General features: G+C 56.6%; 22 protein-coding genes. 11 read left to right on the forward strand and 11 right to left on the reverse strand.

Annotated features, from left to right (window positions below):
- Window positions 1–17 precede the first annotated feature (17 nt).
- Window positions 18–2,051 (forward strand): bifunctional aldolase/short-chain dehydrogenase, encoded by a 2,034-nt coding sequence (locus ACR0C5_RS12300; RefSeq protein WP_480876921.1) that lies wholly within the window; start codon window positions 18–20, stop codon window positions 2,049–2,051.
- On the opposite strand, the gene ACR0C5_RS12305 is transcribed toward ACR0C5_RS12300, so the two are convergent.
- Window positions 2,048–3,097 (reverse strand): FkbM family methyltransferase, encoded by a 1,050-nt coding sequence (locus ACR0C5_RS12305; RefSeq protein ID WP_480876924.1) that lies wholly within the window; start codon window positions 3,095–3,097, stop codon window positions 2,048–2,050. The two genes, ACR0C5_RS12300 and ACR0C5_RS12305, sit on opposite strands and share 4 nt — an antisense overlap.
- 472 nt (window positions 3,098–3,569) lie before the next feature.
- Here ACR0C5_RS12305 and ACR0C5_RS12310 point away from each other — a divergent pair, with 472 nt between their 5' ends.
- The 7 genes from ACR0C5_RS12310 to ACR0C5_RS12340 all read left to right on the forward strand — a co-directional run bounded on the left by ACR0C5_RS12310 (window position 3,570) and on the right by ACR0C5_RS12340 (window position 11,749).
- Window positions 3,570–4,490 (forward strand): NAD-dependent epimerase/dehydratase family protein, encoded by a 921-nt coding sequence (locus tag ACR0C5_RS12310; protein ID WP_480859189.1) that lies wholly within the window; start codon window positions 3,570–3,572, stop codon window positions 4,488–4,490.
- Window positions 4,491–6,002: a glycosyltransferase family protein gene (locus ACR0C5_RS12315; protein ID WP_480876927.1), complete on the forward strand. Its 1,512-nt coding sequence runs from the start codon at window positions 4,491–4,493 to the stop codon at window positions 6,000–6,002. It abuts the gene before it with no gap.
- Between the two features lie 118 nt (window positions 6,003–6,120).
- Window positions 6,121–6,891 (forward strand): glucose-1-phosphate cytidylyltransferase, encoded by a 771-nt coding sequence (gene rfbF / locus ACR0C5_RS12320; protein ID WP_480876930.1) that lies wholly within the window; start codon window positions 6,121–6,123, stop codon window positions 6,889–6,891.
- A 6-nt stretch (window positions 6,892–6,897) separates the two neighbouring features.
- Entirely contained in the window at window positions 6,898–7,953 is a 1,056-nt protein-coding gene (locus tag ACR0C5_RS12325; RefSeq protein WP_170773282.1) for an NAD-dependent epimerase/dehydratase family protein, read from the forward strand.
- Window positions 7,954–8,511: a dTDP-4-dehydrorhamnose 3,5-epimerase gene (gene rfbC, locus ACR0C5_RS12330; protein WP_480551217.1), complete on the forward strand. Its 558-nt coding sequence runs from the start codon at window positions 7,954–7,956 to the stop codon at window positions 8,509–8,511. It begins immediately after the preceding gene.
- A gap of 109 nt (window positions 8,512–8,620) precedes the next feature.
- Window positions 8,621–9,595: a class I SAM-dependent methyltransferase gene (locus tag ACR0C5_RS12335; RefSeq protein WP_170789911.1), complete on the forward strand. Its 975-nt coding sequence runs from the start codon at window positions 8,621–8,623 to the stop codon at window positions 9,593–9,595.
- A gap of 174 nt (window positions 9,596–9,769) precedes the next feature.
- Window positions 9,770–11,749, forward strand: coding sequence for an HAD-IA family hydrolase (locus tag ACR0C5_RS12340; RefSeq protein WP_480876935.1), 1,980 nt, complete (start codon window positions 9,770–9,772; stop codon window positions 11,747–11,749).
- A gap of 98 nt (window positions 11,750–11,847) precedes the next feature.
- Here the strand turns inward: ACR0C5_RS12340 and ACR0C5_RS12345 are convergent, their stop codons facing one another.
- The 7 genes from ACR0C5_RS12345 to ACR0C5_RS12375 all read right to left on the reverse strand — a co-directional run bounded on the left by ACR0C5_RS12345 (window position 11,848) and on the right by ACR0C5_RS12375 (window position 19,802).
- A complete protein-coding gene (locus tag ACR0C5_RS12345; protein ID WP_480876938.1) occupies window positions 11,848–12,837 on the reverse strand; it encodes a C45 family autoproteolytic acyltransferase/hydolase in 990 nt (329 codons plus the stop codon).
- A gap of 8 nt (window positions 12,838–12,845) precedes the next feature.
- Window positions 12,846–14,294 carry a biotin carboxylase gene (locus tag ACR0C5_RS12350; protein WP_480551210.1) on the reverse strand — a complete coding sequence of 483 codons (1,449 nt, stop codon included), beginning with the start codon at window positions 14,292–14,294 and terminating at the stop codon, window positions 12,846–12,848.
- 17 nt (window positions 14,295–14,311) lie between these two features.
- Entirely contained in the window at window positions 14,312–17,044 is a 2,733-nt protein-coding gene (locus tag ACR0C5_RS12355) for an aminotransferase class I/II-fold pyridoxal phosphate-dependent enzyme (RefSeq protein ID WP_480876941.1), read from the reverse strand.
- A 44-nt stretch (window positions 17,045–17,088) separates the two neighbouring features.
- Window positions 17,089–18,057 carry a carbon-nitrogen hydrolase family protein gene (locus tag ACR0C5_RS12360; RefSeq protein WP_170773267.1) on the reverse strand — a complete coding sequence of 323 codons (969 nt, stop codon included), beginning with the start codon at window positions 18,055–18,057 and terminating at the stop codon, window positions 17,089–17,091.
- A 110-nt stretch (window positions 18,058–18,167) separates the two neighbouring features.
- Window positions 18,168–18,506, reverse strand: coding sequence for a hypothetical protein (locus ACR0C5_RS12365; RefSeq protein ID WP_170789907.1), 339 nt, complete (start codon window positions 18,504–18,506; stop codon window positions 18,168–18,170).
- Window positions 18,507–18,575: 69 nt separating this feature from the next.
- Complete coding sequence (locus ACR0C5_RS12370; protein WP_170789906.1) at window positions 18,576–19,097, reverse strand: VOC family protein; 522 nt, start codon at window positions 19,095–19,097, stop codon at window positions 18,576–18,578.
- Window positions 19,098–19,235: 138 nt separating this feature from the next.
- Entirely contained in the window at window positions 19,236–19,802 is a 567-nt protein-coding gene (locus ACR0C5_RS12375; RefSeq protein ID WP_170773261.1) for a cupin domain-containing protein, read from the reverse strand.
- Between the two features lie 149 nt (window positions 19,803–19,951).
- Between ACR0C5_RS12375 and ACR0C5_RS12380 the strand changes: the two genes are divergently transcribed.
- The gene (locus ACR0C5_RS12380; RefSeq protein WP_170773259.1) at window positions 19,952–21,229 is read left to right on the forward strand and encodes a 4-aminobutyrate--2-oxoglutarate transaminase; all 1,278 of its coding nucleotides are present in this window, start codon (window positions 19,952–19,954) and stop codon (window positions 21,227–21,229) included.
- Between the two features lie 2 nt (window positions 21,230–21,231).
- Window positions 21,232–22,707 carry an NAD-dependent succinate-semialdehyde dehydrogenase gene (locus tag ACR0C5_RS12385; RefSeq protein WP_237215846.1) on the forward strand — a complete coding sequence of 492 codons (1,476 nt, stop codon included), beginning with the start codon at window positions 21,232–21,234 and terminating at the stop codon, window positions 22,705–22,707.
- Window positions 22,708–22,850: 143 nt separating this feature from the next.
- On the opposite strand, the gene ACR0C5_RS12390 is transcribed toward ACR0C5_RS12385, so the two are convergent.
- The 3 genes from ACR0C5_RS12390 to ACR0C5_RS12400 form a co-directional block, all read right to left on the reverse strand.
- Window positions 22,851–23,432 (reverse strand): VOC family protein, encoded by a 582-nt coding sequence (locus ACR0C5_RS12390; protein ID WP_480877062.1) that lies wholly within the window; start codon window positions 23,430–23,432, stop codon window positions 22,851–22,853.
- Between the two features lie 211 nt (window positions 23,433–23,643).
- The gene (locus ACR0C5_RS12395; RefSeq protein ID WP_170773257.1) at window positions 23,644–24,441 is read right to left on the reverse strand and encodes a hypothetical protein; all 798 of its coding nucleotides are present in this window, start codon (window positions 24,439–24,441) and stop codon (window positions 23,644–23,646) included.
- Window positions 24,442–24,523: 82 nt separating this feature from the next.
- Window positions 24,524–25,291, reverse strand: coding sequence for a helix-turn-helix domain-containing protein (locus ACR0C5_RS12400; protein ID WP_480876945.1), 768 nt, complete (start codon window positions 25,289–25,291; stop codon window positions 24,524–24,526).
- Window positions 25,292–25,394: 103 nt separating this feature from the next.
- Between ACR0C5_RS12400 and ACR0C5_RS12405 the strand changes: the two genes are divergently transcribed.
- Window positions 25,395–25,814, forward strand: coding sequence for a hypothetical protein (locus ACR0C5_RS12405; protein ID WP_480876948.1), 420 nt, complete (start codon window positions 25,395–25,397; stop codon window positions 25,812–25,814).
- The last annotated feature ends 188 nt before the right edge of the window (window positions 25,815–26,002 follow it).

Genomic DNA, 26,002 nt, shown 5'->3' on the forward strand with positions numbered 1-26,002 from the left:
AAACCGAAAGAACACCGATGATTGAAAACTGGTACGACGCGGCAAAAGCACAGGAATGGCGCGCGGCGGCGGGCGATGACCCCGCCGATCAGGAACTGGCAGAGCGTGTCTATACCTCGCGCCTGATCGGCCAGAACCCCGACCTGTTGATGCATGGCGGCGGCAATACCTCGGTTAAACTGGAGCGTCCTGATCTGTTCGGCGACCAGCGCCAGGTGCTGCATGTCAAAGGCTCGGGCTGGGATCTGGACACGATCGAGGCACCGGGTCTGCCAGGGGTCTGGCTTGATCCTTTGCTGAAGGCCCGGCAACTTGAAACCCTTTCCGACGAAGACATGGTCAACTACCAGCGCTCGAACTTGCTGGATTCGACCTCGCCCAACCCGTCGGTCGAAACGCTGCTGCATGCGTTCCTGCCGCATAGATATGTTGACCACACCCACGCGACACCTTTCCTGATCCTTGCTAACCTGCCGAACGCAGCCGAGATCTGCCGCGAGATCTTCGGCGATCGTTTGGGCATTGTACCCTATATCATGCCCGGCTTCGATCTGGCCAAAGCGGCCGCTGATGTCTACGACGCCAACCCTGCCGTCGACGGGCTCTTGCTGCTGCAACACGGGCATTTTGCCTTCGGTGACACGGCGCAGGAAAGCTATGACAAGATCGTCAGCCACAGCAATGAGGTCGCCGCCTATCTGGACCTGACGGGCGTCACCCCTATCGGCGAACGCCGTCCAGCTGAGGGTTTGCAGGTTCTGCCTATGCTGCGCGGTGTCATCGCCGAGGTGAATGCCGAGCGCGACGACGCGATGCCCATCTTTGATCTGCGCAACGGCGATCATACCCATACCTTCATGGCCCGCCCCGATATCGACGCGCTGGCCACACGTGGGATGGCCTCACCCGATCACGTGATCCGCACCAAGGGCCGCCCGCTGGTGCTGCGCCGCGCCGATCTAGCCAACCGCGAGACCATCAAAGCCAAGGTCGAAGGTTTTGCCGACGAGTATCGCGCCTATTTCAACCGTCAGGCTCCGCACGCCAAGGAACCCAAAACCCTGCTGACCCCTGATCCCAAACATGCCTGGATCGAAGGGATCGGCATCGCCGGCATGGGCGGAAACGCCAAAGCAGCAGCAGCAGCGGCCGATCTGGCCGAGCAAAATATCCGCGTGCGCGCCGTTGGCGAAGATGCGGGCGGGTTCTATCCAATCAGCGAAAAGGACATGTTCGACTGCGAATATTGGTCGCTGGAACAGGCCAAGCTGGGCAAGGGAACGCCACCGCCGTTTCAGGGCAAAGTCGTCATGATCACGGGCGGTGCGGGCGCGATCGGGCTGGCCACGGCCAAAGCCTTTGCCGCCAAGGGGGCCAACCTGGTGCTGATCGACAAGGACCCGCAGGCCTTGGATCAGGCGCTGGACCAGCTTGGGCGGTGGCACGTCGCCCATGCCGAAGACATCACTTCGGACGGCGCGGCCCAGCGGGCGATGGACGCCGCGATCCTCGCCTTTGGCGGCTTGGACATCCTGATCTCAAACGCAGGCACAGCAACGTCGGGGGCTTTGCTGGATCTGGACGATGCGGCCTTCCGGCAGGCGTTCGAATTGAATTTCTTTGCCCACAAGAATTTTGCCACCGCCGCCGCCCGCGTGATACAGGCGCAGGGACGCAGCGGGCAGATTCTGTTCAACATCTCAAAACAGGCGGTCAATCCCGGCAAGAATTTCGGGGCCTATGGCACGCCGAAAGCGGCCACCATGTTCCTGATGCGCCAGTTGACTTTGGAACTGGCCGGTGCGGGCATTCGCGTGAACGGGGTGAATGCCGACCGCATCCGCTCGGGCCTGTTAACGGACGATTTCATCAAGGAACGCGCCTCCGCCCGTGGTGTCAGCGAAGACACCTATATGGGCGGAAATCTTCTGGGCCGCGAAGTTCAGGCTCACCACGTCGCCGACGGTTTCGTGACCCTTGCACTGTCCGAGCGTACCACCGGCCACGTCCTTACCGTCGATGGCGGCAACACTGAGGCCGAACTGCGTTAGCCGGGTGATTTCTGCGCCTGCTGCCACTCTCGCCAATGCTGGTCCAAAGGCCCCTGTACTGCAGCCATCACGGCCTCGGCCTGTTCAGCGGGAATGGCGACGCGGTCAATCGGAGCGATACTGGGATTGCACCAGGTCGTGGCCCCCAGCCGGTTGCCAAAGCAATCAAAAATCACATAGTCGAAATGGTCAAACATATCGGCTAGCAGATAGCTGTTATTGGGTGAACTCGTGACATTGAACTCAAACGCTACAACGGGTCGGAAGTTTTCGAACGTTTTGTGAGCACCGTGCAGGACCTCAAGCTCGAACCCTTCCACGTCGATTTTGATGAAACCAGGTGTCAGGCCGAACTGATCGACCAGCACATCAACGTTCAGCATATCCATACGGATGGTTTCAAAATCATCCTCGATATCAGGGAAGAACTCTTCAATGTAATTTGGGCGCGCGGAGCCAAGCTCGTGATGAGTTTCGGAATAGGTAAAACTGACATCGCTGGCCGCCCGAGACCCGATAAGCACATTGGTAATGTCGACCTGCGGGTCGCCCGCAAAACCTTGCTGCAACGCGCGATGCAGCGTCGGGTGCGGTTCGACTGCAATCAGCTTCTGGTCCGGTCGGCGAAAGGCATTGCGCATGGCATGGGTGTGAAACCCTTTGTTTGCCCCGATGTCGATAGCGTCACCGCCGCGTTCAAGCACCGGCGTATAATATAGCCGGACAACATCATGCAGCGCCTGCATGAATGGATCAGGAAACCAGCCGTCTTTTACAAACGGAGCATACTGCGTTTGCAACTGCTGCGGCGTCGGTGCCTGAGGACTGGATTGCACCGTTAGATTTAACGCTTTGAACGTCATCAGGGTTATACGCGGGTCGCTGAACCGAAGGCCAATGATCGGATCCACTTCGGACCCATCCAGCTCGAAAACCAAGGTCTCGCGGCCCCAAGCATGATCCAGTAACCGCGGGTGAGAAGCCGCGTTGAAATTTCGATTTTCAGGGGCGCCGTGCTCCAAATAAGCTTCGAAAACAGGCGGCATGTCGCCGCTTTGATCATGGCGCCCAAACCATGAGAACGACACTTCAACCCACTGTTTTCCGCCTGACAGGTCAAGAACCTGGTCTAGGCGGAAAAATGCGACATGGAAGTGCATATCCTGATTTTGAGAAACCCGGACGAAACGCGCTGTTCTATCCCTGACCTCGAAGGTCATATAATCTGGGCTTGTCGAAAATACTTCCATCAAATGCGATCCTTAGTGAGGCGTCGGAGGCCAAAAAAGCTCACGGCCCAAAATAGCTGTTGTGTGCGGTTAAGTCAGCCCGCACGCTAGAAGTCAATCGACATAAACACAAGCAATGACCCCTTAAATAACCCATTCGAAACTGGCGATTTTCCGCTTGTCCCGCTCCACTGCATTTGCCCCTGTTCAAATCCAATGTGCTAGTGTCTGGTAAATGTCACTTTAGTGTGCGAGTGACCTACCCGACGAATGCGGAATGAGGCTCAGGATGAGAGTATTGGTGACGGGTGGAACCGGTTTTCTGGGGCAAGCAGTCTTACGCCAATTGGCCGAGAAACCTTTTCACATAGGCAGCTTGCAACGGGCATCATCTACCTCTGTTGACGACCTTCTCGCAGATGGATCCGCGACCGTTGAGACACTGATCCTGAAACCAGAACTGAAGGATATTTGCGCGCAGGTCGAAGCCTTTTCGCCTGATGTAATCGTGCATATCGCGGCCGTTTCTCGGGCCAAGGAAGACGAAGAGGGCATACGCGCGATGCTCGAGGTCAACACGCTATTGCCGTCGCTTCTGGCCCAAAGCGCGGCGCGCTGCGGGGCGAAGGGCATGGTGGTATGCGGCACAAGCTGGCAAACTTCGTCGCCGGAAAACATCTATGACCCGTTCAACTACTACGCAGCGACAAAGCAGGCCGCCGAAGATATTCTGGTTCCTTTCGCAAAGAACGGGCTGAATGTCATTTCCCTTAGAATGTTTGACAACTACGGCCCATCAGATTGGCGCAACAAAGTTGTCGATCTTGTTTTTAACGCGGTAGTCGCGCAAGAGCCTCTGAAAATGTCGCCGGGGTTTCAGAAAATGGACCTCGTCTACGTCGAAGATGCTGCGGCTGCGATTGTCGCCGCGACCGAGCGCGCGGCAGGCGACCCGCTGGACCAATTGGAAGTCTATGGTGTGTCTTCAGGTGAGCATCACTCGCTTCGCGATCTCGAAGCATTGATCGGCGAGATCACGGAGGCAGCACCCCCCATCCAATGGGGCGAACGCCCGTATCGTCCGAATGAAATAATGGAGCCCAATCGCAAATTGTCGCGCGTTCCGGGGTGGTCCCCTCGCGTCAGTCTTCGTAAAGGTCTTGAAAGAGTGTGGGAATCAAAACGCAAAGCATTGAGACTGGCAAAGTAAATGTCGCAAAAACACACGCTCACAACTCTCGCGCTGCTGGACAACATCCAGTTTCCAAAGCTGGAAAACGGCAAACCGCTTGCCTTGAACTACAGCCACGACAAGAACCTGTTTCAATTTGTGCACGAAGCGCTCAGACGCGGTCACACTGTATTTTTGGCCTCAGCGCAGGAACCTACGGACCCGAAATTCCGCGTGAAGGTAGTCAGCGCCTACCCCAACTATGTGTGCGAAACCGCAGATATTAACAACAAGGACGTCGATTTTGTCGTGAGCGTTTTCCCCGACGCTCTCAACATCAAGCCGACATTTCCCAGTGCCAAGATCATCGCCATTATGCCCGCTTTGCATTGGGTTGAAGATCCCGGCTTGTTTACGCACGACTACTTGCGGCGGGTGATTACCGCGGCCCGCTATCATGTGGACTATTACGTCACCCAAAATATCCGTATGAAGCAGGTGCTGTTTTCCTTGCTGCACCTGCTGGCGCGGTTTCCTTACGAAGATCGTATCCTGGTCGCACCCCAAGGGATCGTGGATGAGGTCAAGCGACAGGCCCCTGATCGGCAGGAACTGCGGCAGAAACTGGGACTTGAGCCCGATGACATCATGGTTCTGAATTCCGGCGGCATTTGGAAATGGACAGACTTCAACACTTTTTTCCAGGCGTTCTGCGAATTTACTGTCGAAAACCCGTCTCATAGGCTGCGGCTCTACATGATGGGAATTGTGCAGCCTTTTAACCGCGATCACGACGAATACGTCGCGCAATTCCGTGCCATTCTGGACAAATACCGGGATAAGCTGGGTAAACACCTTGTCCTGTTTGAAGACTGGGACGAGGGCGGTAAACATGTCCAAGACTATCTGAGCATCGCCGATGTTGGGATCAATGTCAGCCAGGACACGCTCGAGGCGTGGCAAAGCTACAGAATGCGCTTTCTGGACTACATGTATTTCGGCATTCCAGTGATCAACACGTCCGGGGATGATTTTTCGACCAGGCATCCCGACGCGTTGTTCGTTTGCAAACCCAAAGATACGGAATCGTATAAAACCATATTCCGGCAAATTACGGATCGCCCGGAGCTTGTCAGCGAAAAATCAGCCATGATGCGCGAAATTGCAGCTGAATATGATAGCCAGCAAACCTATGGCCGCCTGATCGAAAAGCTCGAGCGTTTGCCCGCGCGCCCTGAAAAAGACCATGTCATGTGGGATGCAAGCATTGCCGATCAGCCAGATTTTTCGGCAACACCTACGCTGCACCATGCTCAGGAACGGCATAAAAACTGGTTTGTCAGAACTTGGAGACGCCTCACCCAGAGCCGAAAACGCAACCGAATGCGGATGAGGCACATGTTAGCCGGACAAAGTTATCTGATCGAGCGGCAGGCGGTGGCTGTCGACCAGCTTTCGAAGATAGATATGCAGCAAAAGGAAATCGCTGACGCTCTGGATCGTCTGAACTCGGCCGTCAATCAAAAGGACGCGCCAACGCAACAAAAGTAGGAATGGAATACTTGTTGCAAAGGGCAGCAGCATTTGGGAAGCGTAAACCACAATAAATACTCGAAGAAATTATTTGCGTTCAATAAATCCAAACACCTAGGAACTGAAAGATAGAAAAATGAAGGCTGTTATTCTTGCCGGCGGGTTCGGTACGCGCCTTGCAGAAGAAACCGGATTGCGCCCAAAGCCGATGGTTGAAATAGGCGGCAAACCGATCTTGTGGCATATCATGAAAACCTATTCCCACCATGGCATCAATGACTTCGTTATTTGCCTGGGATATAAGGGCTACTTTATCAAAGAGTATTTCCAAAACTATTTCTTGCACAATGCCGACGTCACTTTTGACATCAAACAAAACAGCATGACCGTCCATGAAATGCGAGCCGAGCCTTGGACCGTTACACTGGTTGAAACCGGCGAAAACTCTCAGATTGGTGGCCGGATCAAGCGGGCTTCGCGGTATTTCAAAGATGACGAGGCCGTGTGCATCACCTATGGGGACGGCGTCGCTGACGTTAACATCACTGCTGCCATCGAATTCCATAAACAACACGGAAAACTGGCTACCGTCACCGCCGTTCAGCCTCCGGGGCGGTTTGGCGCACTGGACCTTCAAGACGAGAGGGTGCTCGGGTTTCAGGAAAAGCCGGTTGGCGACGGCGGCTGGATCAATGGCGGATATTTCATCGTTTCTCCGAAAATCGTGGACTATATCGACGATGACTTCACGGTTTGGGAGCGCGAACCTCTGGAAAACCTTGCAAATGACGATCAGTTGCGGGCTTGGTACCACCATGGTTTCTGGCAACCCATGGATACCCTGCGGGACAAGGAGCATTTGAACCGTCTTTGGTCCAACAACGAAGCAAAATGGAAAGTGTGGTGACGTAGCATGTCTAAGAAAATCCTAGTGACCGGAAACACAGGTTATGTCGGCCCCGTTCTGGGGCGTTTTCTGAAACAGCGACACGCGGACCTGCATCTGGTCGGGTATGACGCGGGCTTTTTCTCGCATTCGCTGACCGGGTCCGATTTCCTGCCCGAAATCGTGTATGACACACAGCACTATGGCGACACACGCGACATCACCGCTGACCATCTTGCGGGCTGCGACGCGGTGGTCCATCTGGCCGCCGTTTCCAACGACCCCATGGGCAAAGAATTCGAAACAGTCACCCATGACATCAACCGCGCCGCAAGCGTTCGGCTGGCCAAGCTTGCCGCCGAATGTGGCGTATCGAATTTCGTCTTTGCCTCCTCCTGTTCCATGTACGGCGCGGCCGAGGGCGGCCCGCGCAAGGAAACCGACGCTACCGCCCCGCAAACCGCCTATGCCCGGTCCAAAATAGGCACCGAGCTTGACCTGCAAGAGGCCGATTTGGGCGACATGACCCTGACCTCTTTGCGGTTCGCAACTGCCTGCGGCATGTCCGACAGGCTGCGTCTGGATCTAGTGCTGAACGACTTCGTGGCCTGCGCCATGGCTACCAACAAGATCGTCGTTCTCAGCGACGGAACGCCGTGGCGGCCCTTGATCGATGTCGAGGACATGGCTCGCGCCATTGAATGGGCAGCTCTGCGCGAAACGTCGAATGGCGGTAAATTCCTGGCCGTGAATGCCGGACGTGACGAAAGCAATGTGCGTATCTCTGAGCTGGCCGAAAAGGTCAAAGCACAATTCCCCGGCACCGTGGTCGAGATCAATACCGACGCGCCGCCCGACAAACGCTCGTACCAGGTTGACTTCGCGCTGTTCAAATCGCTGGCCCCCGAGTCCATCCCGCAAGTGACACTCGAGCAATCCATCGAACGTCTGCGCGCAGGGCTGGAACATTTCGGCTTTGGCGACACTGATTTCCGCAGTTCGTCTTTCATCCGCCTGAACGCACTGCGTGCGCATATCGACAGCGGACGTTTGTCGCGTGATCTTCGCTGGGGGTCGCTGTAAATGCTGTTCACCCCGACCCCGCTTGAAGGGGCTTACCTGATCGAGCTGGAAAAACGCGGCGATGACCGCGGCTTCTTTGCCCGAATGTTCTGCGAGGACGAGTTCAAAGCACATGGCCTTGTCGGAAAGTTCGTGCAGATCAACAATTCATTGACCATGTCGAAGGGCACAGTGCGGGGTATGCATTATCAACTTCCCCCCCACGCCGAGGTCAAGCTGATGCGCTGCGTAAAAGGTGCGATCTTCGATGTCATCGTCGATCTTCGGGATGGGTCAAAGACGTTCGGTCAATGGTTCGGCGCTGAACTTACCGCTGAGAACCGCAAGATGATGTATGTGCCGAAAGGCTTTGCCCACGGCTTCATGAGCCTGACTGATGACACGGAAATCATCTATCCGGTCAGCGCGGCATACGCGCCGGAAAGTGAGCGTGGTCTGCGTTGGGATGATCCGGCGATCGGCATCAATTGGCCTATGGCAGCTCAGGAAGTTTCGCAGAAAGACCAAACGTGGAACGATCTGGACAGATCGACCCATGCAGTAAAAGAAACTGAGTAAATTGCGGAAACTGGCCCAGGATTTCTGCAGGTCAGCTTCGGAAGTTACCCGATTTTGATACTCAGAATGTTGTGGCATAGCCGGTAGAGCACACGGAAGGCACCGTAAGATGAAAAACCCTATGAAATCGCGGATTCGAAACAAACACATCAAGCGCAGCGTTGACGAATTGATCGCACAAGTTAGCGAGCTAAAACAGGCGCTGACAGGTGACGGTTCGCTTTATCCAGCGCAACCTGCGGAACTTGCATTGAATCTACACAAGGCGATCGTAGGGAACTGGAGCGCGGTTGCTGCTACATGGCCGCTGGCTCGGACACCCAATGTCGACATTGCTCCTGACTACGAAACCCCCATACCGTCGCGCGACAATATTGGCAGGATACAGGGTAAGTATAATCCCTGTGTCGTGGGCACAGATGGATCTGAACCGGATGCGCTGAATAAGTCGTTTATTTCAGGCGGCATAGAAGACATGACCGTTGTCATGAACATCAGCGAGGTTATGGGACTGCCGCTAACCAAGGACACCGTTACACTTGATTGGGGCGTCGGTTGCGGACGCATCGCCAGACATATCCCCGACATATTGAAACCAAACTTGTTTGGCGCTGACGTTGACCCTGTCAATATTGCCTATTGCAAGGAGAACATGCCGTTCGGGGACTACACAGTGCTCGATCCATACAGCGCAACACCTTACGATGACGATCAATTCGATCTGGTCTACTCTCATAGTGTGCTGACCCATCTTGCAGAACCTGACCAAAATCACTGGCTCAAAGAATTGTCGCGCATAACCCGTGGCTTGATGGTTCTGTCTGTTCACGGCCCGTATAGCGTGTCTACCGCCGAGTGGTCGAAAAACCCCTACGCGGTCGAACACTACATGTTGCAAGGCATCGTAGACGCACCCGACCCGAACCCAGACATCGCAGACGTAACCGACCCGGAATATTATCGCGATATTGGCCATACACCCCAGTACATTCAAAACCACTGGTCAAAATTCGTGGAAGTCGTCGAGATTATTCCTAAAGGCTTCGGGCATGTGCATGATGCAGTGGTCTGTCGTCCAAAATAAGATAATTCCCGCAGGTTCAACTAACCTACGAGCCTGCGGAAAAACTACTTGGGCTCGGCACCTGAGCGGACCGATACATTGAAGGCTGGCGCATTTCCGCGATAAAATGCGGTGGTCAGATCCCGGTTTCAATTGGTTGCCACCTTCAACAGGGCTCGAACTTAAATAACAGGTATGAACAACTTGGCTCCAAGCGATCAACTGCTCGAACGCGTCGATTCCTTTGATTTTCTATCGGTCGATATTTTCGACACGCTTCTGTTCCGCCACTGCAAGTCTCCTGTTGATCTGTTCGAATTCATGGCGGACCACCCTGAGGTCCTCCTAGCTACCCAACATTTCAAAGACTATCGCACTGGCGCCGAGGCAATGGCGCGAGAGGATGCTTCCGCACAGCGGATCGAAGACGTGACGCTGGATCAGATCTATGCCTGTTTCGCGCAACTGACAAATTGCACAAAAGATCAGGCTGACAAGATCAAACAGCTGGAACTTCGGACTGAACGCGATCTGTTGCATGTGACGAGCCTGGGTAGAAAACTTCTGACACGTATTCAGGACAGTAAGTCGCGTTGGGTGATCACCTCGGACATGTACCTGCCGAAAGACGAGTTGGAAGATCTCCTGACGCAAAAGGGTATAACCGGATGGGAGCGCGTCTTCGTCTCCGGTGAACAGGGTAAGACCAAGCACACGGGCAGCCTGTTTGACGACGTCGCAGCGCATTTTGATGTACCCCGCAACCAGATCCTCCACATTGGCGACAACCGCCATGCAGACGGGAAAATGGCGACGCAGGCAGGGTTCATATCGCATGTGCTACTGGCCAGCAAAGACCTGCCAACGCGATCTCCAAAACCCCGGCGACACACTAGTCTGCTGAATGGAACGCAGCCGATCTCACAGATTTTTACCGCCAACTACTTGGAAACACATCACTACGACTCGGAAAATGTCGACTTTCGAAAACTGTCCGACGACCAGTATCTTGAAGCGTTTGGCGCCTTGATGATTGCTCCGCTCATTACATCGCTGTTGATTTGGATAAAGCGGGAAATGGACAAACAAGGTATTTCGCGGCTCGCGTTTCTGGCACGGGATGGAATGTTTCCAAAAGCTGTTTTCGATCTGCTTTGGCCGCAAGGATATGAAACTCAATATGTCGCTGCTTCCCGGCGTTTGTTGACCCTTCCTTTTACCGAGTTAGACCCTGATACAATCGCGGGAATGTTGCATGCCACGCTTGAGGGTTCGCAAACGCTCGACGCGTTTCTCGGGAAGATTTCCGCAGGCCCGCTGTTGAAATCTCTATTTACAGACGCCGGCCTATCCGGCACGGACGAACTGACAAAAGAGCGCCGCCGCACCATCCTGAACCTGTTGCGTGAAAACCCTGACGCTTTCTATCAATCTTTCGCGCATGAAAAGGAGGTCCTGTCCAACTACTACCGCTCGGTCTTCCCTGAAGGCACACATACAGCCATCTTCGACGTCGGGTGGCGCGGCAGTTTACAGCGGTCTATTGATGAGATTATCGGCAAGGACGCACATGTTCTGGGTCTTTATTTTGGCACGAGCGCTCAGGCTGCCTCTATTCTGCGCCGAAATGGGCTGGAGTACGAAAGTTTCGCCGCGTCCAATGGCCTTCCTCTGTTCATGTATCCTTGGGTCGAAGACTTCCGCGATATCGTAGAATTCTTCTTTTCTGCCGATCATGGCAGCGTTCTGGGTCTACAGGAAAAACCGCAGGGCGAAATCGCTTGGAAGACGTCTGACGTCAGTACGGCAGAAGCTGAAAACCTCCAACGCGCCAAAAAGATTCAGGATGGCGCGCTGCGTGCCATCAAGTCGGTCACTTCGGCCATACCCATCGATGTGCTCGCTAAATATGCCGATCCAAGGGACGAAAAGGATCTTCGACAGTTTCTAAGCAAACCGCACCGCCACGATGCCGCCCGCTTCAACAAGGTCCGCATATTTTCAGGTGTGGGCGATACCACCGGAGAAAGCTTGACCCGCGTTGGCGAACGCAAATCTCATTACCGAAATGCGAAAGGCAGCCGGTGGAGGGCTGGCTACGTTGCTCAGCTAAACCCGATCGCATTCGCCTGGGTGAAATTGCAGTTCCGGAAAAGGAAGCGCATCCGATTGTAACGGATCGAGCCAGAACGCGAATCTAGCCCGGGCATTACTGGCACTTAATGTCGAAACACACAGTGTCTTCCCTGAGGATACGGCCCGTAAACCTGACGTCAAAACACCGCTTCAGCCGCATCGGGCAGCAACAAGGTCAGATCATCTTCCGCGAACTGGTCAAAAGACACGTCCCATGCAGCGCCTGGCCACAGAAGTTGCAGCTGTTTATTCACAGGCCGGTAGACGGCTGTATAAAGCGTCCCGAACCCGGATTTGAAGGCGGTGGAATAAAGCGGCGGGCGCAGGAACGCGTCGATGAAACGCTTTTCGCTTTCGGGGTTTTGGCTCAGGCGGTTCAGTAGAAACCGTTCCCGCTCGACCGTTGCAGTGAATCGCGCATGTTTGGACCACTCAACCTGCCCCTGATGGTTTGTAGCCACCGGCACGTCCGAGATTTGCGGGTGCCGGTCAGGGGCAAGATAAACCGTGCTGTGATTGTATTTCGCGTCCAGAACGGTGACGTTGTAGCTCATGTGGCAGGGAATTCGACAGAGCGCATCTACCGCCTGTGCCGTGGTCTCACAGGTCTGCAACACATAGCGCAGGATCAGCGGCACGCCGAAGCCGTCGCCCACCTCGCGCCGACCGCCAAAGGTCAATGAGACCGTGAGGCCGGTATCGTTGATGCCATCCAGCAGGCCCAGAATGCCATCGCTCATCCCGATCACGCCGCGCCCGCCCCAGCGGGTTTTCAACAATGCAGCGTCAAAGGTTTTGGGGTGGTAGTCGTAGTTGCGCACCAAAATGGGTGTCTTGCCACGCCAGATCGCCTGGCTACACCCCGACAGATATTTGGGCGGGCAATAAAAGCTGAGAAACCGCGCCTGACTGTCGCTGCCGCCCACCAGTTCAACCACCTCTTCATATAGCGGCAGGATCTCGGGCATGTGCGTTTGCAACGCGCGTAAGCATTCGCGATAGGTGGGCCGCGCCGAATACCCCTCTTGCACCCACCATTTATGGTAGGCGGGCCAGTATTCGGCAAACAGCCCGGCCAGCTTGGGACCGGGCTGTTCCTCGTCGATTGAGCGAAAAACAAGCGCCATGAGGCCTTCTACATGATTTTGAACGCTGGATCTTCCATCGGCTGCGCGGCTGGCAGCGGTTCGGCGGCGTAGGCCGACGTAATGCCGTGAATCCACTTTTTCGACTTGTCCGTCAGCTTGAACCCCTTGGTCATTGACCGTCCCCGCGTCACCAGAATGCCCAGATCGGCCCCTTCATAGCGGTAGTCGCCGACATTCGAGATGCGCAGGAAGAACGCCTCATTCTCTCCCACTGCGCGGCGGTGATAGTCGAAGCGGTCAAACACCACACGGCCATCTTCGAGCATCTTGTAGATGCCCGATTGCGGGGCCTGCGTGATGCGGTCGACGCTGTCATCGGTATGCTTGATCACCATCTGCGACCAGCTGTCGATCATGTCAGGGTCGGCCCAACGGGCGTTCAGTTCCTCGACATCCAACTCGAAGGGCTTCTTCGAAAATTCCAGCAGGTGGAACAGAAACAGGGGCGCGTCGGCATGGGCAAAAGCCGCATGGTTGGTCATCGAACTGGCCCCAGTGATGCGCGGGTTCAACTCACCCAGCCACAGCTCATCGGTCTTCTTGTCGATCAGGAAATCCAGTTCGAAATAGCCGCGATAACCGGATTTGCGTAATTCCTCGCCAAACTGGTAGGTCAGCTGCCGCGCCTGTTCGCGCGCCTTGGGTGGGAAGGCAGTCGAGAATATCTCGTTCCCGCACCAACCGCCGCGATAGGGGGTGAGTTCGTTGAAGCCCACAAGCTCGGTCATCAGCGGGCCCACAATAGTGCCTTCGGACGTCGCGCAGGCCTCGATCGCCGCACCGCGACAATCGATCCGCTTCATGATCTTGATCTCGCCCTCGCCGACGATCTCATCCTTGTGTTTGTTGAAATCCGCCTCGGATTTGATGAAGAAAGTGGTGTGGCCGCTGTCGCCAAAGGCCGATTGTAGCACCAGATCATGCCCCAACCCGGCTTTGTCGCAAATTTTCTTCAGGTGATCATAGCTTTTGACCACGCTCAGCGTATTGGGCACCGACGGCACACCCGCCTTGTTGCCGATGCGGACCGTTTCGATCTTGTTGTCGCATTTGGTGCGCAGCTTGGCTTTGGGGAACCACAGCTGACCGCCCAGTTCCTTGACCAGTTTCTCGGTCGTCTCATCGAACATCAGGAACACGAACTTGGGCTTGCCACCGCGCCGCTTGACCAGGTCGATGACCTCTTTGTGCTGTAGCAGATAGTTGTTGATGTCTTCGATCGACTGGAATTCGTCATGCGGCATCTCAGAGGGCACGAACACGTTCGGATGCCGCCCGTCAAAGCAATCCATGTAGCAGATATAGGTGAAGTTCATCACCCACTCATCCAACCCCAACAAGTTGAAATTGGTCGCCGACACGAAATAGATCGGGTCCTTGTTGGTGTGGAAATACCGGCGGATTTCCGAGATGTTCTTCAGCACCTTCTTAGGCATATGGTCCTCCCAGTCCCTTATGTTTTCTTGACTGATTTCAAAGCGTCTTCGGTAAAGATGCGCAGGCCCAGATCGGCGCGGAAACCGTGGATCTCGGACACGTCCAATTCCTGCATGAATTTGAGAATTTCCGGGCTGATCACCTGCCCCGGCACCAGAATGGGAAAGCCCGGCGGGTACGGGATCACGAACGTGGCCGAGACCATTTCCTCGCCCGCCTCCAGCCGGTCCAGCATGTCCTGATCGGGTTCCACGTAGTCACAATTGTCCTCGTCATAGGACAGGAAGAACGCGGTGCGGATATCGCCCGCCTCGGTGCCATCAACACAGCGGAACGCATCATGGAAGCGGCTGAAATCGGGCAGTGGCGGGACGTGTTCGCTCAGGTTGCGGACGCGCTTGTCAAAGGCGCGCTTTTCCATCTTGGACGCATCGTCCATCAGATCGTCCAGCTCTTTGGCGATCTCGACCAGCACCTCGATCAGATAGGCGACCGAACTGCGCGTGGTGCCGATATTGGTCATGAACAGCACGGTATTGCGCGAGGTCTTGTTGATCTGGATGCCGTATTTGTCCATCAGGATCTTGGTCTTGAACGTATCTCCGTCCCAGCCCGTTGCGCCCACATGCAGGGTGATCCGCGTGGCATCCAGAACAAATTCATCCTTCGCCCAGCAATCCCAAACGTCCGCCCAGCCCTGATCGGGATCGAAATAGCTGGTCATACCGCTTTCACGGTACTCCTCGGGGATCATGTCGCCTGCAGTGACCAGTTTGAAGTATTTCTTCAGCAGCGGATGCGTCGTGACCGCCCGGCGGATCGCCATGGCGCTTTCGACCTGACGCTGGACGAACTCATAACCTTCGATCTCGACCTGCCTGCGGCCAACATCCAACGAAGCGATGATCTGATAGTTGGGCGAGGTCGAGGTGTGCGTCATGTAGGCTTCGTGAAACGCTTCTTCCACAGCGCCTTTGAACTGTTGGTCGTTTACGTGGATCATCGAGCCCTGCCGCAGCGCGGTCAGCGTCTTGTGTGTGGATTGCGTGGCATAGACACGCACCCGTGCGTCCGGCGGGGCGATCAGACGGGTGTTCAGCAGGGTCTCATCATCCGCGCCCTCCAGCTCGACCTGTTGGGCTGCATAGGCTTCGGAATGGTCTGCGGATCGGAACTGTTCACGCAGGATATTGGCCGAGCGCATCGCCGTTCGCACGCGCGTGTTGGGTGCGAAACGGGCATAACCGAACCAGGCTTCATCCCACAGGAACACAAGGTCTTTCTTGATCGCCAGACATTCCTGCATCACCCGCTGAACGTTGTAGACGATGCCATCAAAGGTGCAGTTGGTCAGCAGCACCATGCGCACCTGATCCAGCTTGCCCTCGGCTTTCAGGGCCAGCAGCTTGTGCTTGATCTCGCGGATCGGCACCGCACCGTACATCGAGTAGTCGTGCAGAGGGTAGCTGTCCATATAGACTACGCTCGCGCCCGCCAGCACCATGCCGTAATGGTGCGATTTGTGGCAGTCACGGTCGACCAGAACGATATCGCCAGGGCGCACCAGCGCCTGCACCACGATCTTGTTGCAGGTCGAGGTACCGTTGGTAGCAAAGAAGGTCTGTTTTGATCCGAACGCACGGGCGGCGGCCTCTTGCGCTTCCTTGATGGGGCCGCGTGGCTCCAGCAGAGAATCCAGCCCGCCCGATGTGGCCGAGGTTTCGGCCATAAAGATGTTCGACCCGTAGAACGCCCCCATATCCTGAATCCAATGGCTACGGCTGATTGACTTGCCGCGGCTGATCGGCATGGCGTGGAAAACGCCGGTGGGTTGCTTGGAATATTCTTTCAGCGCGGTGAAGAACGGGGTTTTGAACCGCCGCTGCACCCCGCGCAGGATGTTCAGATGCAGTTCCAGAAAATCTTCCTGATTATAGAACACTCGTCGGCACAGGCCCAGATCAAGCCCGGCGATATCCTCGGCCGAGCGGTCGGTGATCAGATAGGCATCCAGCTCAGGGCGCAGCATTCCAATCCGGCGACAGGTTTCCGGCCCGTATTCCGAAGGGGACAGCGCATCAAGATCTGCGCCTTCGCCGTAAAGGCTGATATAGCGCCCCAACACGTTGGTTTCGTTCTTGGACTTCAGGCTCAGACCCGGACGAACGATCACGGCCTGCACATTCTGGTTGAACAGAACGCCAATCAGCGCATCCTCGACGCTGGGCACCACGACGGTCTCATAAATGAACGGGTCTTCGCTGCGGCGCATCCGTTGCAAGCTGGATTGCAGGAACCGTTCCTGATGTTCGTTGACATTGTCGACGATCATTACCTCGAAATAGGGTCGCCCCAGCGCACGGGCTTCGTGGCTTTGAGCCGCTTCATCCTCGAACTCGTCGCCCTCGGTCTCATCCGCGATCAGAGGGATCGAGCGACGCCGATACGCCCCCGATGTCAGCGCGCGCGAGACCCGGCGCACGGCGGTCGAGAAATCGCCGAAATTGCCGTGGTCCAGCAGCCTGCGCAAATAGTCAAACGCCGACGCGCCAGGAAACGCGAAATAAACCTCGATAGGGGCCAGTGCCTGAAGCAGACGGCGCGCCCTGTCCCGATCAGAGTCACCGGCGTTTTGATCCAGAGATTCGGCTGTTTCCCGCAGCGCGCTCCACCTGTCCGCCCGCAATTGCGAGGCGCTGTAATAGTCCGAGATGGTGTGGAGCTTTTCGCTGTCGGATAAGCCGTGCATGAGATCAATGTCCTTTCTGCAATTCCCGAAAAGCTGCTCTGGTATCAGTCTGTGCCTGAGCGCCCTTTGTAGAGATAAAGATTATCGGGCTTGGTCGAGGTATCTTCGTTATATCCCAGCGCTGTTCTGGGGTCGGAAGCGGCAACACCGGCAACATCGCCCTTTTGCGGGATGCGCAGCGGCCCCAGTGTGTGCAAATAGGCATCTGCTCCGCTGGCCCGGTCATAAACCGGGAAATCCGCCTCGCGGTCGCGGAAGCTTTTGAGGACCTGACCCAGACCTTTCAGCCCGACCTCGCGCTGGCGGCGGACCTGATCCAGATCGATCTCGATGGGGAAGATGTCCTCTTGCCCCGCCGATTGGTGCAGCACTGTGGCCGAGGGATCAACCACCAGCGACCGCCCCACCCCGCCAGCGGCCAGACCGTTCACGTCGAACACGTAACACTGGAACTGCGCCGCGGTGGCCTTTGCAATCGACAATTCGGCCTCACGGTCAGTGGTGCCGGTCAACACCGGATGCAGCAGAACCTCGACCCCCTGGCTGGTCAGGTGGCGAGTGGTTTCGGGGAACCAGATGTCATAGCAGATCGACAGGCCGAACCGACCCACATCCGGGACGTCAAAAATGCAGAATTCCGTGCCGGATGAAATGCTCTGTTCGTAGGGTTTGAACGGGAACATCTTCGAGTATTTCGAAACGATCTCACCCTCGGGGTTGATCACCACCGAGGTGTTGAAAATCCGCCCGTCCTCGCGCTTTTCGAACATCGAGCCGGGGATCAGCCAAATTCCATAGCGACGCGCAGCGTCCTGAAAACGTGACAGATCGTCATTGGGAAAAGGCTGGGCAAACCGGTCGAGCGGACCATAGGGGGCTAACTCGCTGAACAGCGCCATCTGGGTCCAGGGAAACCGCGCCATCATAATGTCGATCCGGTGCAGCATCGCATCTACATTCGACTGCAACGCGCCCACATGCATCTGAATTCCGGTTATCGCAAAAGGGGTCATCTTGTTTGTCTCTTCTTCTTGCCGATTGCGACCGCCGAGGTGGTCCGGCGTTCTTCATCGGAACATGAAAGCACGGATTGGTGCAAGCCCACGATCCGCACGGGGGTGATTTAGTCGGCCTCCTCCTCGCCGGGGGATTCCACAAAGTCGATATCGTTGCGCACCCAAAAGAACCGGAACCCGCAACTACGCAGCCATTTCTCCAACCGGTCCAGACTGGACCATTCCCGCCGCAGACCGCGCGTGGATTCCACCAGCGCCCACTGACCGTCGACCAAAAAATAGACCGTCCAGGTGTTGGGATGCGCCGAGTGGTTGGCAAAGCCGCCGCTAACCACCTCGCGCGCAGTGCGCACGGCGACAGGATAGTCTCCGATCCGGTTCTCAGCGGCAAGGATGGCCAAGTCGTTCTGGCGGATCGTGAAAGTGGGAAAGGGAACGTCGTTCATGATTAGCCTGTTAATGAACACACCCATTCCGGCACCCCACGATCCGTCTGTAGATCAGCATATGACGGATCACGCGGCCACGGTCTGGTTTGCCGGCTCAGTGGTCTCGACCACAGCTTCAGCATCCTGATCCTGAATGGCGCGGAACAGGGCCCTGCGGCGCTCGCTGATATCTTCAGACTTCAGATTTTCGATCCGCGTCGCCAGTGTCCAGATATGGCCAAACGGGTCGGCAACCGTGGCGCAACGTTCGCCCCAATAGGTGTCGATTGCCTCGGCCATCAGGGTTGCGCCGTTTTCCAAAGCGGCCTCCAGCGCGGCATCCGCGTCTTCGACATACATGTGGTGGCCCACCGGGGTAACGGTGCCCGCAACTGTCGGAACATGTGCGCCCCAACCCGCAGTGACGAACAGCATCGAGTTGCCGATCTTGATGGCGGCAAAGCCGGGGGCCTCATCCGCGTCAAAGGCCTGAATCTTGGCGTCAAAGGCTTTTTCGTAAAAGGCCAGCGCCGCAGGCACGTCCGCAACAGCCAGCGATGCCGTGCAGGTGCGATAGCCGCGAGGTAGGGTGGCAGGCTTCTTTTTCATATCTCAAATCTCCGAATTGGGCGGGGGAACGCCCGATGAGACATGCGGGAAAATCCCACAGTATGAATCATACTGTGGATCAACTGGTCACTCATTGCAACACTATGGTTCATAGTGCGGATACATCCGCGATGACGGTCAGAAAGTCGGCGGGGTACAGGCGCTGACGATCCGGCATTTTTCCGGTCCAACCTGACGGAACCGGTGCGGGGTGCGGCTGTCGAAGTAATAGGCGTCCCCCGGCCCTAGCACCTTGCGATGATCGCCCACCGTAACTTCGACCCGACCCGAAATCACCACGCCGCCCTCTTCGGCCTCGTGGCCATACATTACACGTCCGGTATCCGCGCCCAGATCATAGGTTTCCTGCAAGATCATCATCGCGCGCCCGTGCAAGTTCGATCCCACCTGCCGCAGCGACAGCCCGCCCTTGCCGATCTCGGTCAGGTCTTCTGCGGCATAGAACACGGTCTGCTCGGCCTCGATCTCGAACGAGAAAAAGTCGGACATGCCGATCGGAATACCCTGCAAAATCCGCCGCAACGCTCCGACCGAAGGGTTCATCTTGCCCGACTCGATCAGCGAGATGGTCGAGTTCGGCACATCCGACTTTTTGGCCAACGCCCGCTGCGACAGACCCGCGCGTTCACGCAGGGCGCGCAGGCGCAATCCAAGGGTCAGATCATCCTGATTGGCGTTCTTCATGTTCACTATCCGCATCACTTGAGGGGTGCCGAGACCGTAAATCAAGGGCTTATGGTTGGCAAGAAACAGGCTTTCGCTCAAACCTGTGGCTACTACAGTCACGCGATCAGATTTACGGGCGCGCGCCCGACAACCCGAAAGGACGCAATATGCTGAATGCTCAGATTGCTGAACGCCGCAACACATCGATCGCGCAAGGCGTGGGAATGCAGACGCAGGTCTATGTGGACCGCGCTGCGAACTCCGAGGTGTGGGACGTCGAAGGCAAGCGTTACATCGATTTCGCCGCAGGCATAGCCGTTGTGAATACCGGGCATTGCCACCCCAAGGTGATGGAGGCGGTCACGACGCAGGCCGCGAACTTTACTCATACCTGCCATCAGGTTCTGCCTTACGAAAACTACATCCGTCTGGCCGAGCGTCTGAATGAAAAGGTGCCGGGTGATTTCACCAAGAAGACCGTCTTTGTGACCACCGGCGCCGAAGCGGTTGAGAACGCTGTCAAAATCGCCCGTGCCGCCACCGGCCGCCCCGCCGTTATCGCCTTTGGCGGCGGCTTCCATGGCCGCACCTTCATGGGCATGTCGCTGACCGGCAAGGTGCAGCCCTACAAGGCCGGCTTCGGCGCGATGATGCCCGACACCTATCACGTCCCTTTCCCGGTTGAGCTGCACGGCACCTCGACCGAGGATTCGCTGGGCGCGCTGACCAAACTGTTCAAGGCCGATCTGGACCCGGGCCGCGTTGCTGCCATCATCATCGAGCCGGTTCAGGGTGAAGGTGGCTTTTACCCCGCCCCGGCCGAGCTAATGCGCGGCTTGCGCGCCCTGTGCGACGAACACGGCATCGTTATGATCGCAGACGAAGTGCAGACGGGTTTTGCCCGCACCGGCAATTTGTTCGCGATGGAAGCCTATGACGTGGCCGCCGACATCACCACCATGGCCAAAGGTCTGGCGGGCGGTCTGCCGTTGGCCGCGGTCACGGGTCGTGCCGACCTGATGGATGCGGCGCAACCCGGCGGTCTGGGCGGCACCTATGGCGGCAACCCGCTGGGCATCGCCGCCGCCCATGCGGTGATGGACGTGATCGAAGAAGAGGACCTGTGCGCCCGCGCAAACGAGCTGGGCTCGCGTCTGAAACAACGTCTGGAATCGATCCGCGCCCGTACACCCGAGATCGTCGACATTCGTGGCCCCGGTTTCATGATCGCGACCGAGTTCAACACCACCGACGGTAGCGCACCAAACCCCGAGATGGCCAACGCCGTGCGGGCCGAGGCGCTTAAGCGCGGATTGATCCTGCTGACATGTGGCGTATATGGGAACGTAATCCGCTTCCTCGCACCGCTGACGGTGCAGGATGAGATCTTCGCCGAGGCGATGGATATCCTCGAAGCCTCGGTCGACGCTGCCAAAGGAGCCTGAACATGCTGGATACCAAAGTGACCAAGCTGGAGCTGAAAGATCCCAGCCTTCTGGAAACCCGCGCCTATATCAACGGCACATGGGTTGAGGGTGAAGCGACCTTTCCCGTTTACAACCCTGCAACCGGCGATCTGATCGCCAATGTGACCGATGTCAGCATCGAAGGCACCGCGCGAACCGTGGACGCGGCCTATGCGGCAAAGAAAGAATGGGCCGCGCAAACCGGCAAGGAGCGCGCCGCAATCCTGCGCAAATGGTTCGATCTGATGGTGGAAAACGCCGACGATCTAGCTACGATCCTGACCGCCGAGATGGGCAAACCCTGGGCCGAAGCGCGGGGCGAGATCCTGTACGGGGCGTCTTTCATCGAGTGGTTCTCGGAAGAGGCCAAGCGGGTCTACGGCGACGTCATCCCCGGCCATCAGCGTGACAAACGCATTGTCGTTCTGAAACAGCCTGTGGGCGTGGTCGGTTCGATCACCCCGTGGAACTTTCCCAACGCTATGATTGCCCGCAAGGTTGGTCCGGCACTGGCTGTAGGCTGTACCTTTGTGGCCCGTCCGGCAACGCTGACGCCTCTGTCTGCGCTGGCGATGGCTGTTCTGGGCGAACGTGCGGGCATCCCGGCAGGTGTGTTCAACGTCATCCCCGGCACTGACAGCTCGGGCGTGGGCAATGAGATGTGCACCAATGACAAGGTGGCCAAGATCACCTTCACCGGGTCGACCCGTGTTGGCCAGATCCTGATGCGTCAGGCGGCAGGCACGATCAAAAAGATGAGCCTCGAACTGGGTGGCAACGCGCCGTTCATCGTGTTCGACGACGCCGACGTGGACGCTGCCGTGGATGGTGCAATGATCGCCAAATTCCGCAACAACGGCCAAACCTGCGTCTGCGCCAACCGCATCTATGTGCAGGCGGGCGTCTATGACGAATTCGCCGCCAAGCTGGCCGAGAAGACCAAAGCCCTGAACGTGGGCGACGGTTTCGGTGACGGTGTCACCACCGGCCCGCTGATCAATGACGCGGCCGTCGCCAAGGTCGAGGAACATATCTCGGACGCGGTGTCCAAGGGCGCAACGGTCACGCTGGGCGGCAAACGCTCGGACCTTGGCGGCACGTTCTTTGAACCCACCGTTCTGACCGGTGTGACCCGCGACATGGTGGTGGCAAAGGATGAAACCTTCGGCCCTGTCGCGCCCCTGTTCAAGTTCGAGGACGAGGACGACGTCGTCGCCATGGCCAACGACAGCGAGTTCGGTCTGGCCTCGTATTTCTACAGCCGTGATCTGGCGCGCGTCTGGCGCGTGGCCGAAGGGCTGGAATCGGGCATGGTGGGCATCAATACCGGTCTGATCTCGACCGAGGTCGCGCCCTTCGGCGGTGTCAAACAATCTGGTCTGGGCCGCGAAGGCTCGAAATACGGGACCGAGGATTTCCTCGAGATCAAATACCTCTGCATGGGAGAGATTTCCTGACCTTATCGGGCAGGATCTGACCCCGCGGCACCAAAGAAAAGACCGGGCTTCAACGCAAGCCCGGTCTTTTCTTTCCAATTCTGGCGGCTTCAGAACCCTACCGGATCACCGCCTCACTCTTTAGTGCGAAAGGCCAAAGATCTTCAGTATCCCTTGCGCACAGAGCGATCCGCCGACAGCGAATTTTGACTCTGTTCAACCAGCATTTCGATTGCATCTGCCAGATGTTCCCGGTTGATGTGATGATCCCCGCGCGCGACGCGAAGTTTATGCGCTTTTAGCAGTACATCGGCATGGCGACAGCCTTCGGGCGGTTCGAACCTATAGCTTGCAATTTCAAGACGGAGCCCCAGCGGATCGCGGAAATAGATCGAATCCATGAAGCCCCGATCGACGGGACCCGTGTTATCAACGCCCCGCGCATCCAAACGCGCTGCCACTTGCCAGAATGTGGCTTGGCTGACGTTGAACGCGAGATGATGCAAAGACCCGATGGCCTCTGGTACAGGGGACGCATCCGGTTTCCGGTCTTCATTGGTAAAAATTGTGATGAGGCGCCCATCGCCGGGGTCAAAATACAGATGCCCCTCGTTAGGGTTGTCGAGGTTCGGCTGATCAAAAATGAACGGCATTCCCAGAACCCCTTCCCAGAAATCAATCGACGTCTGTCGGTCCGCTCCGTTGATCGTGATGTGGTGTACGCCCTGCGTTTGAATTTTCTTAATCTGATTGGATTTTGACATATTGCGACTCCGGGGTTTGTTCACTCAGGCCCGACCTGTCGGGTTTGATTTCTGCTGCATCACAGGTGCGGGCCCAAGGTTCCTAAGCTTTGCCAGTGCAACAATTTTGCGCCCCACATTGGTTTTCAAAAACGTTTCAGCCGGGCCCTTTCACGTGTTGGTGACAGAATACTGCATTTCCCTTTTGCACGGCTCATTTGGTCAACCGTTCTTCTGCGAAAAGCTTAGGGTCAATGATCGCGACAATGTCGCTGCCGCTGTCCTGCAATCCAAGCCTTTCACACAAATAGGCAGACGCAACATTGCCAGGCGCGATGCCCGTCTTGAACCCGGTGGCGCCAAGCTGATCATGAGAGTGTATCAGAGCCATTGCACCCAAGATTGTCGCAATCCCCTCGCCCATACGCTGGGGTTGGGTCGAAAGCTGACCCCATTGCGCGCGACGATGCAACGGGCTGCTGGGTGGATGACACAGAACCGAGCCCGCGGTTGCGACCGGTGTACCCGACCTGTCAACGGCGACCATGGCAAACCCGGGCCGGGACACTCCACGCATAACCGGTCCGATCGGCGGCAAAACTCCGTGGCTCAATGCAACTTCGGCAAAAGCTTCCAGCCATTCCGACGGAGAGTCGCGATCAATCACGCGCACGGTCAAATCCTCGGGCAGCGTCCGCGTCTCGACAACGTGGCGCGCGACGTCAACGCAATTCAGGCCTCCCAGATAGCAGGCTATCGTATCTGTTTTGAAACCCTGGCTTTCAATTTTTGCCAGCGTTTTCGCAACCTCAGGACGTGGTATGCTCTCTATCGCGGTCACGCCAAGGATCCGGGCCATTGCATAGGCATCATCCAATGCCCCGCTATACTCATTGGAAACCTGAATACCCCGCCCATGGCTACAGAACCGAGGGTCGTCCCCCAGCAGATGCAAAAGATGCTCGCCCGTGGTGGACATATGTCGCTGGGCTTCACTACCAAACACTTCCATCGGTTTTCCTTCAGGGCACCCCATGACAGTGAACCGATGATCATTTGATCAGGGGTGCGCCGTCAAGACGCTCGACCGTATTCTACCCGCCATGTCTCGGACTTGAGATTTCCCTCAGAAAACTTGCGCTTGCTTCGTCGGATGGAAAGAACAGTTCGATCTTCAAGTCATCCAGAGTGACATCCGTCACGGTGCTGAATTGCGCAACAGTCCCAAACATCGACACCCGTTGCTCCCCAAAACGATAGATCGCCGGAACCGTTGGACCGGGAACCATATCCCTGTGGATGCTTGCATAGGGCGCAAGCGCCTTGGCCGCAGCGTCCAATTCGGGCAACCCGCCAGCATTCGCGCTTTCCGAGCGCAAACGCAGCATTGTATGATGCGCAACCTCAGGCCAGTTTTCTACCAGCTCGGCCATGACCGGGCTTGTAACAAGCGCCAACAGGCTTTGCCCGGTTTCGATCCCAAGCGGTGTAAACAGAAGCTCGGCCGCTTTGTTCAATCTGACGATCCTCCAAACCCGATCCAGCACAATCCCCGGGTAGGGGTCATGCTGTTTCAGTGTCCATTCTACGGCATCGCGGATCGGGGCCATGGCGGCGTCATCAAAGGGAGTTTTGGCAAAACGGGCGGCAAAACCTTCTGCCTGCAGCATCTGGTTTCTAGCGTCGACAGGTACATCCATAACGTCCGAAAGATGAAGGATCATATCTGGGCTGGGCCGGGAACGACCGGTTTCGAGAAAGGATATATGTCGCGCACTGACATTGGCTTCGGTCGCCAGGTCAAGCTGGCTCATCCGCCGAAGCTTCCGCCATTCTTTCAGCAAACTGGAATAAGGGGTCATGGTGCCACCTTAGTGACCCTGCAGGTAGAAATCACTTACCTCTGACGTAATTGATCTCGACCCGCCCCGACCGCATGAAGGACACCATCGAAAGGAGGGCGTCATGACCCCACAACACATCGCGATGCGACGGTCCGGCACGGCATTGGTCGCCACCGGAGTTCTATTTACATTGACCGCACTGCCTGCCTTGCACAGTCTGGCGCATATCTTTCTGACAGTGGCGTATTGGCCGATCCACTCGGTTGCAGCCGAAATCACGGTCCCAGCGCCATTGTTGCTTGCAATTGTTGGCGGTCTGACGGCCGGGCTAGGCGCGATGCAATGGGCGTTGGGAACCTACGTTGTGCCGATATCCCCTGCCGCCGCAGCCAAAGTGGCACAGATCACCGCATGGGTCTGGTTTTGCACCGACAGCACTGGCTCGGTCTTGGTCGGAGCGCCCTTAAACGTTGCCCTCAACATTTCCTTCCTGCTGTTGATCCTCTGGTCCAGCCGACCGCAACCAGATGAAAATCCTTGAGGATCTGACGTTTTCGATCACCCAGCGATGGGTTCAATCTCGAATTGTCGAGGCCCGCTGCAAGCAACGGGCACGACGTCAGGGTTTTCAAAATCCATATCGACGGACACACAAATACAAATTCACCAGAGTTAAGTTGGAAATAGCCGGGTGGGATACAAAAAGTACTGGGTCAGCACAAAGGTGCC

The organism is Ruegeria sp. N8, from assembly GCF_056531325.1.